Source organism: Pseudarthrobacter sp. MDT1-40-2, from assembly GCF_059383595.1.
The window spans coordinates 138,041-152,394 of record NZ_JBWZCL010000004.1 but is presented as its reverse complement, the minus strand read 5'-3'; the positions used below and the strand labels follow the sequence as shown (position 1 = coordinate 152,394).

The 14,354-nt window shown below is 65.7% G+C and carries 10 protein-coding genes; 5 read left to right on the top strand and 5 right to left on the bottom strand.

The features are described 5' to 3' along the window. The first annotated feature begins 2 nt into the window (after positions 1-2). Together AC50X5_RS13160 and AC50X5_RS13155 are read left to right on the top strand one after the other, a co-directional pair. On the top strand, positions 3-1,409 hold the full coding sequence (locus AC50X5_RS13160; RefSeq protein ID WP_494976534.1) for a DUF58 domain-containing protein: 1,407 nt from the start codon (positions 3-5) through the stop codon (positions 1,407-1,409). After that, positions 1,406-3,937 (top strand): transglutaminase TgpA family protein, encoded by a 2,532-nt coding sequence (locus tag AC50X5_RS13155; protein ID WP_494976533.1) that lies wholly within the window; start codon positions 1,406-1,408, stop codon positions 3,935-3,937. Before AC50X5_RS13160 ends, AC50X5_RS13155 begins: the two co-directional genes overlap by 4 nt. On the opposite strand, the gene AC50X5_RS13150 is transcribed toward AC50X5_RS13155, so the two are convergent. Together AC50X5_RS13150 and rsmI are read right to left on the bottom strand one after the other, a co-directional pair. Next, complete coding sequence (locus AC50X5_RS13150; RefSeq protein WP_494976532.1) at positions 3,934-5,433, bottom strand: NAD-dependent succinate-semialdehyde dehydrogenase; 1,500 nt, start codon at positions 5,431-5,433, stop codon at positions 3,934-3,936. The genes AC50X5_RS13155 and AC50X5_RS13150 overlap by 4 nt on opposite strands. A 150-nt stretch (positions 5,434-5,583) precedes the next feature. Continuing rightward, the gene (gene rsmI / locus AC50X5_RS13145) at positions 5,584-6,465 is read right to left on the bottom strand and encodes a 16S rRNA (cytidine(1402)-2'-O)-methyltransferase (RefSeq protein WP_494976679.1); all 882 of its coding nucleotides are present in this window, start codon (positions 6,463-6,465) and stop codon (positions 5,584-5,586) included. A gap of 130 nt (positions 6,466-6,595) precedes the next feature. Between rsmI and AC50X5_RS13140 the strand changes: the two genes are divergently transcribed. Together AC50X5_RS13140 and AC50X5_RS13135 are read left to right on the top strand one after the other, a co-directional pair. Further along, positions 6,596-8,368: a dolichyl-phosphate-mannose--protein mannosyltransferase gene (locus tag AC50X5_RS13140; RefSeq protein ID WP_494976531.1), complete on the top strand. Its 1,773-nt coding sequence runs from the start codon at positions 6,596-6,598 to the stop codon at positions 8,366-8,368. Between the two features lie 69 nt (positions 8,369-8,437). After that, positions 8,438-9,907 (top strand): AMP-binding protein, encoded by a 1,470-nt coding sequence (locus AC50X5_RS13135; RefSeq protein WP_494976530.1) that lies wholly within the window; start codon positions 8,438-8,440, stop codon positions 9,905-9,907. Between the two features lie 21 nt (positions 9,908-9,928). On the opposite strand, the gene AC50X5_RS13130 is transcribed toward AC50X5_RS13135, so the two are convergent. After that, positions 9,929-11,071 (bottom strand): TIGR01906 family membrane protein, encoded by a 1,143-nt coding sequence (locus AC50X5_RS13130; protein ID WP_494976529.1) that lies wholly within the window; start codon positions 11,069-11,071, stop codon positions 9,929-9,931. 137 nt (positions 11,072-11,208) lie between these two features. Further along, positions 11,209-12,201 carry a stage II sporulation protein M gene (locus AC50X5_RS13125; protein ID WP_494976528.1) on the bottom strand — a complete coding sequence of 331 codons (993 nt, stop codon included), beginning with the start codon at positions 12,199-12,201 and terminating at the stop codon, positions 11,209-11,211. Between the two features lie 100 nt (positions 12,202-12,301). Between AC50X5_RS13125 and AC50X5_RS13120 the strand changes: the two genes are divergently transcribed. Continuing rightward, positions 12,302-13,102 carry an RDD family protein gene (locus tag AC50X5_RS13120; protein WP_494976527.1) on the top strand — a complete coding sequence of 267 codons (801 nt, stop codon included), beginning with the start codon at positions 12,302-12,304 and terminating at the stop codon, positions 13,100-13,102. Positions 13,103-13,105: 3 nt separating this feature from the next. On the opposite strand, the gene AC50X5_RS13115 is transcribed toward AC50X5_RS13120, so the two are convergent. Then, a complete protein-coding gene (locus AC50X5_RS13115) occupies positions 13,106-14,344 on the bottom strand; it encodes a L,D-transpeptidase (protein WP_494976526.1) in 1,239 nt (412 codons plus the stop codon). Between the last annotated feature and the right edge of the window lie 10 nt (positions 14,345-14,354).

Genomic DNA, 14,354 nt, shown 5'->3' with positions numbered 1-14,354 from the left:
TCGTGCGACGCCATCTGTTTACGCGGCGGGGTTGGGGGTTGCTGCTGGCCGGCGCCACCTGCCTGCTCGCGGCCGGCGTCATGGGCCGCCGGGACCTGCTGACACTGGCTGTGCTGCTGGTGGTGCTTCCGCTCATCTCGCTGGCCGGTGTCCGGCTCCTGAAGCCGTCTTTCAGTGTGTACCGTGAGTTCGATCCGGAGAGTGTGGAGACAGGCGCCACCACCACTGTGAAGCTCGCGGTGGCCAAGTCCGGCAACGGATCCGGCCACACGCTGATGGAGGAGAAACTGCCGCCCCGCTTCGGCCAGTCACCGGCGTTCCGCTTCCCTGCCCGGTCCGCTTCCGGCGGCAGCAGCCGCTACGAGTACCACCTCAGGTCCACACGGCGGGGACAGTACGTGATCGGCCCGGTGACCGCCGAGTTCACGGACCCCTTCGGCTTGTCGCTGCACCGCCACGCCATTGACGACGGCGACACCCTCACCGTAACGCCCGCCGCCGTCGAACTTCCGCCCACGGGGCTGGCGGGGGCCCGCGGGAATGACGGCGTGACGGCCACCAGGATCCGGGCCAATCCCAGCGAAGACGACGTCATGACCAGGGAGTACCGCCACGGTGACGCCATGCGCAGGGTCCACTGGGCAGCAACAGCCCGGCACGGAACGCTGATGGTGCGCCAGGAGGAGTCGGTTACCACTCCGGAGGCCACCATCATTCTGGACCAGCGGTTGGCAGCGTTTCCCGACGGTCCTGCCGCAGGCCTGTCAGAACCGGACCAGCCCGTGACCAGCCGCTGCTTCGAGTGGGTTGTCGTGGCAGCCATGTCCATCTCGGCCCACTTGATGGATAGGAGCTATGCCCTGCGTTGTCTGGATCCTGTAGGAGAGCCAGCGTTCCGCCGCTCGCCGTCGGCTCCCGAGCCGGAGCTTGAAGAGTTTTCCGGCGTCGCGGGGCTGCAGAGCATCGCAGAAAGCCTTGCCGCCATCGGGCTGAGCGGTCATCACCGGCCGGGCCTGACCGGTCATCACCGGCCAGGTCTGCGGGAAGCCCCGGCCGGCCACGAGCACGGGCCCGCCGCCTTCACCGATCAGCTGATGGACAAGCTCTCCGCCCACCGCATGAGGGGACCACTCGTTGCCCTGCTGGGCAGGATTTCGCTCGCCGAGGCACGGTCGCTGGCCGCCGGAGCGGGCTACGGGGCCAATGCATTTGCCATGCTCATCACGGAAAACCCTGACGACTGTGAAGAAGCCCTGGAAGCACTCCGGCTGGGCGGCTGGAGGGGGGTAGCCCTCCAGCCCTCCACCCAGGTGCAGGACGCGTGGAGGAATTTCGACGACGGCGTACCCGGCAGTTCCGCGGCTCCCGCTGCCGTGGACGTCCGCCGTGGTGCGGAGGTGGCCAAATGACCCTCGCCCCGGAACGATCCCGGAACTCCCCGGCGGCCCCGCAGGAGCCGCAAAAAACGTTGCGGCCTGCACGGCCTGCCGGGCCCCGTGCCGGGTACCAGCCATGGATCATGGCGGTCGGCATTGTGGTGGCCACGGCAGGGGCGTCACTCTCCCTCAACGGCGTGATGCGGGGCTGGGCCTGGTTTCTGCCATTGCTGACCACTATCCTGGTCGTCAGCGTGGTCATGGCCACCCTGCGATCATTGCGGGCCCGTCCGCTCGTGGTCACAGCCGGCGGCGTCGCTGCCCTTATTGCCGTCCTGACGCTCACGTTCTTCCGCGGCACGGCCTTGGCGGGATTTGTCCCTACCGGCGGGACCCTGTCGGCACTGGATAGTTTTCTGCAGCGTGCCAGCGAGACCATCTTGTCCGAGAGCACTCCGGTGGCACCCAACGCCGGCATTGTGATGCTCGCATGTGCCGCCGTCGGCATCCTGGTCATCCTGATCGATGCCCTTGCCGTTCCGCTGGGCATGCCCGCCACCAGCGGAATCGCACTGCTGGCCATTCTGGTAGTGCCCGCCATGCTCAAACCGCAGAGCGTGGGCTGGCCGGCTTTCCTGCTGGCCACGGTTGGCTACCTCGTGATCCTGTCCTGCAGCCAGTGGTTCGACGCCGGCGCCAGGGGTGCAGTGGACACCACCCGGAATCCCGGACAGTCACGGCGGGCGGTGCTTACCGGAGCTGCAGCGCTGGCAGCTACGCTCGTCCTGCCGGTCGCCATTCCCGGCTTCGACCGGGGTACCTTCCCGCAAGGCTCACGGATGAATGCCTGGGGCACCGGCAATGGCCTCAATCCAATGATCACCCTCGGCAACAGCCTCCGCGCTCCCAGCGGCAGCGGCCGGATCACGTATGGCACCACGGCCTCAAGTCCGCCGTACCTGCGCTCAGTAACGATCGACAATTTTTCCGGCGAGTCCTGGGGACCTGACGACCGTCCAGCCGCCAGGCAGCCCGGTACCTCGCAGATCCGGCAAAGGACTGCCGTGCCGGAGGAGCTTCAGCGCAACGTCACCGAAATTAATCCCGGCAACTTCTCCAGCCCCTATCTTCCTGTTCCCTATGCACCGGAGTCGGTTGAAGGACTCACCGGGCAGTGGGACTGGGACCCGATGACGCTGAGCATCAGGAGTTCCGACACCACTACCCGCGGCCAGGAATACACGGTGGTCTCATCTGTCCCGCAGATTACGGCCGAGCTGCTGGCGCGCTCCACTCAACCGCAGGAAGGCATCTCCCCGGATTTCACGAACGTCCCGGCCGAGGTCCCGGAGATCGTGCGCTCCACTGCCGATTTAGTGGCCGGCTCCACCGCCAATCAATATGCCAAGGCCCTTGCCATCCAGAGCTATCTGAGGTCAGGGGACTTCACCTATTCGCTGGACACCCCGGCACGGGCGGGCTACGACGGCAACGGCCTGTCCGTACTCGCGGACTTCCTCGGCCAGAAAAGCGGCTATTGCATCCACTTTTCCTCGGCCATGGCAGTGATGGCCCGCGTCCAGGGCATCCCGAGCCGGATCGCGGTAGGTTATGCCCCCGGTCGGTTGACAGGCGAGACCATGACTGTGGCAGGGTTGGACGGCATCGCACAGTATGAGGTAGACGCCCGCGACGCCCATGCCTGGCCGGAGCTGTACTTCGAGGGCCTGGGCTGGGTGCCGTTCGAGCCCACCCCGTCCCGCGGGGTCCTGCCTCCCTATGCCTCGTCCAGCTCCGCCGCGCCGGGCTCTCCTCAGTCGCTGGAGGACGACGAAGCCCTGGTGGCCCCCACGCCCGCAGTCCCTGTCCCCGCCCCGAGCGCCTCAGCTCTTCCGCTCCCCGGTGGCGGCGGTTCCGTGGCTGACGAAGGTCCTGGCATCAGGCCGTGGCTCGCGGCACTGGCCGGCACCATGGGTATCCTGCTCCTCGCAGCCGCACCACGCGCAGCACGCGGGGCCCTGCGTTCATCGAGGCTGCGCGCGGGGCGTTACGGTCCTGCGGCCAGGACCACCGCTGCCTGGTCCGAACTTGAGGACCTCGGCACGGACTACGGCGTGCCACCTCAACCCAGCGAAACGCCCCGGAACTACTCTGCCAGGCTCCGCAGCTCCGGTGCACTGGGCGAACCAGGCGGATTGGATGAGGCCGGGCACCAGGGCGTGCTTGCCCTCACCAGCGCGTATGAGGCAACTATCTATGGCCGGCCCTCATCTGATCCCGACGCGACCGCCAGCCAGGGGACGGGTCTTTCTGCCGGGGAGGCAGCAGCCAGGCGGACAGCAGGAACCATCGCGGCCGTCCAGGACACCATGCGTGCCAACGCCGGCAAGGCTGCCCGGCTGCGCGCCGAGTGGATACCGCCGTCGACTATGAGCAGGTTGGGGCAGTTCGCCGCCGCCCCGTTGCACGGCACCGCGGCCCTGATCCGCAGAACGGCAAAGGCCGCCGTGCGTTCCTGGGAAGGAACACGCGACGGCCTGCGGCGCCTGCGTCAGGGTTAGCTGGCGTAGGGGTCGGCAATGCCGATGTACTGGGTGTAGAGGTATTCCTCGATGCCTTCGAGGCCTCCTTCGCGCCCCAGCCCGGACTGCTTGACGCCGCCGAACGGCGCCGCTGCGTTGGAAATGACGCCGGCATTCAGGCCCATCATGCCCGTTTCCAGCCGTTCACCCATCCGGATGCCCCTGTTGAGGTCCTTGGTGAAGACGTAGGCCACCAGGCCGTATTCGGTGTTGTTGGCCAGGCGCACCGCCTCATCCTCGGTGCCGAACGTGATCACCGGAGCAACCGGCCCGAAAATCTCCTCGGACAGGATCCGGGTGCCTTCGGTGACGCCCTTAAGCACTGTGGGCTGATAGAAGTATCCGGGGCCGTCCACGGGTCCGCCGCCGGTGACCGCCACGGCACCGTTGGCAATGGCATCACTGACCAGTTCGTGGACCTTGTTACGGCTCTTGGCATCGATCAGTGGGCCCACCTTGGACTCGGGCTCGGTGCCGCGGGCGGTAGTCATGTCCTTCATCTTCGCGGCGAATTTCTCCGCGAACTCGGCCGCTATGGACTCGTGGACAATGAACCGGTTGGCGGCGGTGCAGGCCTCTCCCATGTTGCGCAGCTTTGCCAGCATCGCACCGGCAACGGCGGCGTCAAGATCGGCGTCCTCGAACACCACGAACGGCGCGTTTCCACCAAGCTCCATCGATGTCCGCAGCACCGTGTCCGCGGCGTCTGCGATCAGCCGCCGGCCCACTTCGGTGGAACCGGTAAAGGACAGCTTCCGAAGCCGGGTGTCCTTGATGAGAGGCCCGGTGGTGGCGCCTGCGGTGGAGGTGGGAATCAGATTCAGGACACCGGCCGGCAAACCCGCCTCCTGCATCACGGCAGCGAACAGCTGGGAGGTGAGCGGGGTGAGGTTCGCAGACTTCAGCACCATGGTGCAGCCTGCGGCAACGGCGGGGGCCACCTTGCGGGTGGCCATGGCCAAAGGGAAGTTCCAGGGTGTGATCAGCAGGCACGGGCCCACCGGCTTCTTGGTGACCAGCAGGCGTGACTTACCATCCGGCGAGACCGAGTACCGGCCAAAGGCACGCACGGCTTCTTCTGAGAACCAGCGCAGGAATTCCGCACCGTATGTCACTTCACCGCGGGCCTCTGCCAGCGGCTTGCCCATTTCCAGGGTCATCAGCAGGGCGAAGTCTTCAGCCCTGGCGGTAATCATTTCAAAAGCGCGGCGCAGGATTTCACCGCGCTCGCGGGACGGTACCTTCGCCCAGGACTCCTGTGCGGCAACGGCGGCATCCAGTGCAGCGGCACCGTCTTCGGGGCCGGCGTCGGCAATGCTGAGCAGTACCTTGCCAGTGGAGGGATCCTCGACGTCGAACGTCTTGCCGGACGCCGCGGGCCGCCACTTGCCATCGATAAGAAGGCCCGTGGGCACGGAGGCAAGCAGCTCGCTTTCGCGGTCCGCACTGACAGTAGGGGTGGCAGTCTCGGTCACGGTTACTCCCTCATTGGAATCGACTGGCTACCCGGCTTCTTCAAGCTGTGCCGGGTGGATTTAGTGCCACAGTACTGCGGCCGTTCGCGCAGGGTCTACGCCTGCACGCACCATGCCGGACCCCAACGACTGTGCAATCGCACAGCAGGGTCACCGCGCGGCGAGGACTGCCGAATAGAGCTCCCGCTTGCTGACCCGGACATCCTCGGCGATGGTGGCTACGGCTTCCTTGAGCCGTACGCCCTTCGCGACCAGCTCGTTGACGGCTGCCACATGGTCCTCCGGAGTTCCGGGTTCCCGTTCTGGAGCGCCGCCTACCACAACAGCTATCTCGCCGCGGACTTCATTGTTTTCGGCCCAGTCCAGGAGTTCGGCTAAAGTGCCGCGCAGGACCTCTTCGTAGGTCTTGGTCAGTTCACGGCAGACGGCAATTCTGCGGTCCGGTCCGAAGCGTTCACGGAGGGCGCGCAGCATGGGCTCCAGCCGGTGCGGAGCCTCAAAGAACACCATGGTGCGGCGTTCTGCATCAAGCTCAGCCAGCCGGCCCGAACGCTCGCCGGCCTTGCGGGGCAGGAATCCTTCGAAGCAGAACCGGTCGGTGGGAAGCCCGGAAAGTGCCAACGCCGTCAACACCGCCGAGGGGCCAGGCACGGCGGTGACTTTCAGCCCGGCCGCCACGGCACCTTCCACGAGCCGGAAGCCCGGATCCGACACGGCAGGCATGCCGGCGTCGGTCACCATCACCAGTGTCTTGCCCTGGCGGACCTGATCCAGCAGTTCACCGGTCTTGGCGGCTTCGTTGTGTTCGTGGTAACTCACAATCCGACCGGCCACCGTCACGCCGAGGCTTTGGACCAACCGGTGCAAGCGCCGGGTGTCCTCGGCCGCAACAATGTCCGCCGTCGCCAGCAGTTCCACCAGGCGGGCTGAGGCGTCCCCGGTGTTGCCAATGGGGGTGGCGGCCAGCACGATCCGGCCAGGCCCACCGGCAACGGCCGTCTGCGGAACTGCGTGGAGGTCGTCGTCGCGCAAGGCCCGGACGCCGTCTTCGGGGATGGCCGGAGCGGAATCAGGGCCGGCATGTTCTGAGTTGGAGTTGCGGTGCACACGTCCACACTAGTCCTGCCGGGGCAACAGGGCCGCAAAAAGGTAGCATGGGCGGGTGACCCAGACCTCGGAGGCGAATGCACCCGGCAGTGCTGGCGGTGGGCAGCCCACCGCCGGTACTGCTGCCGGCGGTCCTGCCGTTCCCGACTCCTCAGCGGCCGTAAACCTTCCCGCTGGCCCAGGCTCCCATGCCGGCCGTACCGGGCCGGCCTCAGGATGGATCCTGGACCCCGGTACGGCCTTCACGGCCGGGGCCCTGATCCAGCGCCTGAGCGGCAGTATCCGGAGCTGGCGGGACTACCCGCCGTCGTTGCGCCTGTGGTATTGGCTGGCACCGGTCCTTACCGCCGCGTTGGCCGGCGTCCTGCGCTTTTTCAGGCTGGGAGAACCCAACACCCTGGTGTTCGACGAGACCTACTACGTCAAAGACGGATACTCCTACCTGGTGGCCGGCTATGAGCGGAACTGGCCGGACAAGGCCAACGATGCCTTCAATGCCGGCAACCCCGGCGTGCTGCTGGACACCCCGGAGTATGTGGTTCATCCGCCGGTTGGCAAGTGGATGATCGCTGCCGGAATGTGGCTCTTCGGCGCAGACAATGCCTTCGGCTGGCGTTTTGCGGCCGCCCTCACCGGGACATTGTCGGTGCTGCTGGTGGCGTTGATCGCACAGAAGCTGTTCTCTTCCATAACCCTTGGCGCTGTGGCGGGCCTGCTGCTGGCCGTGGACGGCCACCACCTGGTGCTGTCCCGCACCTCGCTGCTGGATATTTTCCTGATGTTCTGGGTGCTGGCCGCCTTCGGCGCCCTCCTGGTGGACCGTGACGACGGCAGGCGACGCCTGGCGGACCGGCTCACGCGGCAGGGCCTTGCCTCCCCCACCGGCTTACCGACTCCCCTGCAGTTGCTTACCGGCCCCTGGCTGGGCATCCGCTGGTGGCGGGTCCTCGCCGGCCTCTGCCTGGGACTCGCCGTGGGAACCAAGTGGTCGGCACTGTTCTTCCTTGCAGTTTTCGGCATCCTTACAGTCTGCTGGGACCTCGGTGCCCGCCGGGTTGCCGGCATCCGGAACTGGTTTCCTGGAGCGGTCATCAAGGACGGGCTGCCGGCCTTCATGTCCGTGGTTCCGGTGGCCGCACTGGCATATACCGCCGGATGGGTGGGCTGGTTCCGATCCACCGACGCCTATTACCGCAACTGGGCCCAAACCAACCCGTCCGGGGAGTGGGGCTGGTTGCCGGACTCCCTGCGGTCCTGGTTCCACTACCACCTTGAGGCCTTCAACTTTCACCAGGGCCTGAGCTCAGATCATCCCTATGAAGCCACCGCCTGGACGTGGCTGGTCATGGGCAGGCCCACCTCTTTCTACTACCAGTCGCCCAAAGAGGGAACGCCTGGGTGCACGCTGTCCGACTGCACGTCGGCCATTCTCTCGGTGGGGAACCCGCTGATCTGGTGGAGCGGCACCATCGCGTTGATAGTTTTGCTCTTCTGGTGGGCTGGCCGGCGGGACTGGCGTGCGGGGGCCGTTCTTGCCGGCATGGCCGCCGGGTACCTGCCGTGGTTTATGTATCCGGAGCGGACCACCTTCTTCTTCTACGCCGTTTCCTTCGAACCATTCCTGGTCCTTGCCCTGACGTACTGCGTGGGACTGGTGCTTGGCCCGCGGGATAGCCCGGGCTGGCGGTGGCGTTCCGGCCTGTACCTGGTGGCCGTCTTCCTTGCCGGGGTACTGCTGCTGAGTGCGTTCTTCTATCCAATCTGGACCGCGGAGGTCATCAGCTATACGGACTGGCGTCTCCGGATCTGGATGCCCTCCTGGATCTAGGGCACGATTGCCCTAAGCCTTGACGACCAAGCCAGGCCCGGACGGCGTGGCTGCGGAATGGAGAACCGCGTGAGAGAAGCAAGCACGGAACTGCTGGTTGAGATGGACCCCGGATCCAACGTGACCCGGCTGGTCCTGGAACAGCTGGAGAGAAACCCTGCGCACGCACTCTACTCACGCAAGGGAACTACCGGTTGGGCAGACGTTTCCGCCCGGCAGTTTGTGCTGGAGGTCAACGCCTTGGCCAAGGGCCTTATCGCCGGCGGGATCAGCCCCGGTGATCCCGTGGCCATCCTGTCCGCCAGCAGTTATCAGCGCACATTGGTGGACTTTGCCGTGTGGTTTGCCGGCGGTGTCACCGTCCCGCTGGACCCGGAACCGAGGGATCCGGAACCACAGGCCGCGAAGCTCGAGAGAGTCCTGCAGGACTCCGGCGCACGCCGGATCTTCGTGGAGGACGCCGCCACGGCAGGCCTGGTCGCAGAGGTGCTCAGGACGGCCGACCTGCCGGTTGAGCGGATTGTCAGTACCGTGCGGATGGATTACGACGGCGATGCGCCCAATCTGGCCAGCCTCGCCGCCGCAGGGACCGGCGTTTCCGACGCCGAGCTCGAGCGCTACCGCAGCACCGCAACGCTGGCCGACGTTGCGTCGGTCGTTTACGGCGCTGTGCACGGTTCCTCGCCGAAGCCTCTGTCAGGCGGTGTCCCGGGGTGTCGGATCACCCACGGAAACCTTGCCTTGCTGGCGAAAAACACGGCGCCGCTGCTGCCGGAAACCCGGCTTGACCCCCGCGGCCGGGCGCTGATCTCCCTGCCCGCCGCTACTACGCTGGCAATGTCGGCACAACTGATGCTCCTCAGTGCCGGCATCACGGTGGGGCACAGCACCGCCAATGAATTGCCGACCGACCTGCGATCCTTCAAGCCGGGCTTGCTGGCCGCAGGTCCTGGTCTCATTGAGGCGATTTATGCAGAAGCCGCCCGGCAGGCAGAAACAGCGGGCCGGCGGCGGCTGTTCGCATCTGCCGCGCGCACCGCCGTCGAGTACTCACTCGCTTCCGGGGCGCCGGGCACCGGTGCCGGCAGTCCCGGTAAGTTGCTCACGCTCCGTCACGCCGTCTATGAAGCGCTGGTCTACCGGCGGCTGCGCTCGGCCCTCGGAGGGCATCTGGCCTGTCTTTATGCAGCGGGCGGAAGGTTGTCCGCGGAGACGGCCCGCTTCTTCGACGGGGCCGGAATTTCGGTGCTGGAAGGCTACGGCCGCAATGAGACCACCGGGCCCTGCACCGTCAACACCCCGGCCCGGAAACGCTCGGGAACCGTGGGGCTGCCAGTTCCGGGAACCACTGTGCGGGTGACCGCCAGTGGCGAAATCCTGGTCAAAGGCATTGGCGTCTTCGCCGGGTACCATGTCGACGCGGCGGCGACTGCTGCAGCATTTGCCGATGGCTTCATCCGCACCGGCGAACTGGGGAGCCTCGACGGCGACGGCTACCTCACCGTCACAGGGCGAAATCCCGCGGTTCCCCTGAACTAGGACTCGCTGCGAACCGCATTATCACCCGGCCTCACGGGCTTCGGTTTGGTCTGCAGGAGTACCAGCGGGGTCTGCGGCCTTCTTGTTCTTTCTGCCCTGGCGCGGCGGCAGGCCCCGTCGCCGGCGCGTGGGCCAGGTGAGAACCAGGGTGACTGCGCTGGTGACCAGCACCAGGGCAGCGATCACCATGCCCGCATCCATCCAGAACTGGCCGGGGAACAGCCTGATAAGCGTGTCCTCGAGGGCGAAGGTCCAGGTTCCACTGGCGAAGAACAGCCGGTGGAATTCAGTGAAGAACTGCTGCCACCCCAGCACCGCCAGGGTGCCAAGCCCCAGGATGAGGACCAATGTGATGATCGATCCGGCGAACAGGCCACGGCGGACTCCCCCGGTACTGCGGCGCTTAAGGTAACTGATTGCCACGGTGCTGAGCAGCAGCAGAAGGAATCCAGCGGCCAGGGCAGTCAGGAACACGAGTTTGACGTCTGCCATATGGCTGACTTCTTCTGGCTTGAACAGGGGCTCACCGCTTCGAGCTACCAGGTCGCCCAGGTAGCGCGGGCCTGCCCAGTTGCTGAGGTAGTCAACGACGTACGACCCGTAGGTGATGCGGTCATCAGTATTGAAGCCGTAACCGTCACCCGGGAAGCCCGGCCGGTAGTACTCCACCCAGAGGAACAGTGGCGTGGCCACGGCACGCACAGCCAGGACCAGCAGGATCACGGGGAAGGAGACGGCCAACAGGACCTGCATCAAGCGGGGCAGGACGGGCTTGGCCTTTGCCGCGCTCTCGCGCTCCGCGTTCCGCCGTTCCACTTCTGCCTCCGGCGGCCGGATTTGCAGGGCCGAGGTGGGCAGGGGCTCACTGAAGTGGGCACCAGCGGAAGCTGTGGGCGGAACGCTCGTTGCGCCGTCGGACTTCACGGCGGTGGGCAGTGCCGGGTCTGAGGTGGTACGGCCCGGCTCTGTGGCATCCGAATTTGCGGCGGCGGCTTCCGAAGCTTTGCGGTCCGCGCGGGTGGGAGCGGGATCGACGGCGACCGGCCCGGGTTTCGCGGAGGTGTCCACTTTTGGCTTCATCCAGTCAAACGCAACGTCATCATCGGACGAGGCGTTTAGGACCGGGTCCGGCTGTTTGCCTGGCGGCTGGGATTTGTCGTTCACTGCAGCGTCTCTTCCGTCGGGCTTTTACGTTGCTGCACAGGCAGGCAACGCCACTTTTTCTCCCTTAGAGCCTACCGTTGATGCCCGGACAGGACAGGGATGCCATGCCGTCACCTCCCGCCGGGTGGCTGCCGCTTTCAGGCGACGAGCTCCCGTGGCCCGGCATCGATGTCGGAGAGGCCCCCGGTAGCGCCAGCCAGGAAGGCCCTTCGCCCCGGCACAAGGACGTACAGCCAATAGGACGCCAGGACCAGGGAGCCAATGGCGATTTTTACCCACACCGGAAGTGGCGACGGAGTCACGTAGCCCTCCACCAGGCCCGAGACGAGCAGGATCAGCACCAGTCCAAGCGCCACCGTGATCAGGGATCTGCTTTCCTCCGCAATAGCCTGGCCACGGGTCCTGAGTCCCGGGGAGACCATTGCCCAGAAGATCCGCAGCCCGGCCGCGCAGGCGATGAAAACGGCTGTCAGCTCCATCAGGCCGTGAGGCAGGATGTAACTGTAAAACACGTCGCTTTTCCCTGCGGCGGCGAAAACCCCGGCAGCGATTCCCACGCCCTGGGCGTTGCTGAACAGGATCATCGGCACCCAGATCCCGGTGATTCCCAGCGCCACTGCCTGCGCACTGATCCACGCGTTGTTGGTCCATACGGCGCCGGCGAATGATGCTGCCGGATTCTCCGAGTAGTAGTTGATGAAGTCTTCCTCGACGTACCGCTGCAGCATGTCAGCCGGGGCCAACGCCCTCAGGACATCAGGGGAACCCGCCACCCAGGAGGCATAACCTGCGGCAATGGCACAGAAAGCCAATCCACAGGCCACGGTCAGCCATCGCAGCCGGTAGAACGCCGCCGGAAGCGCGATGGCGAAGAACCCCGCCACGTCCTCCATGAAGTTGGACCGGGCACCGGTGAAGCGCGTGCGCGCCTGGGCGAGGGTGGCCGATAACGACGCCGACAAGCCGCTCTCGGGGGCGAGCGAACGGACCAGGGACAAGTGCGCCGAGGTGGACTGATAGAGGTGCAGCAGTTCGTCAGCCTCGGCACCGCTGAGCCGGCGCTGGTAGGCCAGCGTATGCAGTCTGGCCCACGTGCCGGAGTTCACGGCTGAGAAGGCATCCATATCCACGGCTCCAGCCTAGACCCGAAGACCGGCACTGCCATAGGAATGGTGCCGTAGATTGGATTCGGGCCTCTCGACAGGCCCTACAGCAGGGAATGGGGAGAACGTGAGCGCGATTATTACCGGTGAGGCGGTGGCCCTTGAGCTCCGCCCGGCGTCCTTTGGGGCACGGGCCCTGGGACTCCTGATTGACGTCGTCCTCAACGTCCTCCTGCTGGTTGCTGCCATCCTGACGGTGGTGTCTGCCGGCCAGGACATGGACCCTGCGGCATTCCAGGCACTCATGCTCCTGGCCGTGGTGTTCTTCCTGGTTATTGTCCCCGTGGCAGTGGAGACGCTGACCCGCGGCCTGTCCCTGGGGAAACTCGCGGTGGGCCTCAGGATCGTCAGGGACGACGGCGGGGCCATCCGGTTCCGGCATGCGCTGATCCGCGGGCTCACCGGATTCCTCGAGATTTACGCCACCTTCGGAGGGCTGGCCATCGCCGTGGCGCTCTTCAGTGACAAGTCCCGACGGCAAGGAGACGTTATGGCCGGGACGTATTCCCTGCGCCGGCGAGTCCCCGTCGAAGCGACCGTCCTGGCTACGGTACCGGCGCACCTGCGGCAATGGGCCGCTGTGGCGGACATCGGCAGGGTGCCGGACGGGACTGCCCGGCGGGCGGCGATGTTCGTCCGCCAGGCTGGCCGGATGTCGCCTCTGTCCCGCGAGGAGACTGTCCGCTCGCTGGCCACCGAGCTTTCACACTATGTTGCGCCGCTCCCCCCGCCCGGAACCAATCCGCACGACTTCCTGGCAGCAGTGCTGGCCGAACGGCGGCGGCGGGAAACGGCCAGGCTCTCCCGGGACCACGAGCGGAGCGACGAACTGGGCGCCAGGCTGCGGCGGCTGCCCTTCGCTGATTGATTGTCAGTTGTCGTACTCGGCCCAGGGGATGTTCCAGTCGCCAAAGCCGTCCTCGAAGGCAGCGAAATCACCCTCGGTATTAATCACTTCCACCACGTCCCCGGTGGTCATGCGGTCAAAGACCCAGGCGGCTCCTTCAGGAGAGAAGCCGATGCAACCGTGGGAGACGTTCTTGTTCCCGATGTAGGGATACGCCGACTCCAGCGCCTGGTGGATGTAGGCACCGCTAAGTGACAGCCGGATGGTGTATTCGACGTCCACCTCACCGTAGTGGGCGGGGTCGTCACGCGACAGGCCGATGCTGTCGGCCCGGAAGTGGTCGTAGCGGCGCTTTTCCATCAAGACGGCGAAGCCCTTGGCGGACGGGAAGCGTTCGTCGCCCATGCTGACCGGAAGGGTCCTGACCACCTGGTCATTGATGCTGAGCGTAAAGGTGTGGGCTGCGGCATCGGCTACCGCAGAAACCTTGTCGCCAATGTTCACCGTATGCACCTTGTTGAAGTTGGCAATCTGTCCGTTGCCCAGGTCCACGCCGAACAACTGCATGTCCATGGTGATGGTGGAGTTGGCAGCCCAGAAGGTCTCCGGACGGTACCGGACCATGGTGTCGCTGTACCAGTGGAAGGCGCCGGCCTGGCCGGCTGTGGTGGTGATTTTGATGGCCGCTTCCACGGCGTCACGGTTCAGGACCGGCTCGCTGAACGTGATCTGCAAGGGCTGGGCCACGCCGACCTTCATTCCGTCCAGCGGGTAGATAATGGCATCCGCTTCGTGGGTAGACGCCACGGTGCTAAAGGAATGGGTGGCGCTGGTTTCCCGGCCTGCGCCGTCCTTGACCACGTAGCTGTAACTGTATTCGGCGTCGAACTTCAGGGGATCGACCGTCTTCCAGCTGCTGCCGCCATCAGCGAATTCACCCTTGACTGTCTCGCCCGCCGTGCTGGTGAGCGTCACTTTCTCGATGCTGCCGGCACCTACTTTGAGGGTGACGGGTGCAGCGGGATTGACCTGCCGGGCACCGTTCGCCGGTTCAACGTCCAGCTTCAGCGGGGGCACCACAGGAGCGGCCTTGCCGGGCTCGGACCGGACCGGGGAAGAAGCCTCTGATTCAATCGCGGCACCGGCGAATCCGGGGGCTACGGCGGCGAAAACGCCGCCACCGGCAGCCAGGAGGCACAGCGCTACGATCAGCGCGATCTTCCCGGCGGGACCGGAACGGCGTGGTTTTGAATCAGACGTCATTGAACAATGT

Excerpts from the sequence above, each read along its gene's own strand:
- AC50X5_RS13155 (WP_494976533.1), top strand. The coding sequence starts at position 1,406 with ATGACCCTCGCCCCGGAACGATCCCGGAACTCCCCGGCGGCCCCGCAG.
- AC50X5_RS13115 (WP_494976526.1), bottom strand. The coding sequence starts at position 14,344 with ATGACGTCTGATTCAAAACCACGCCGTTCCGGTCCCGCCGGGAAGATC.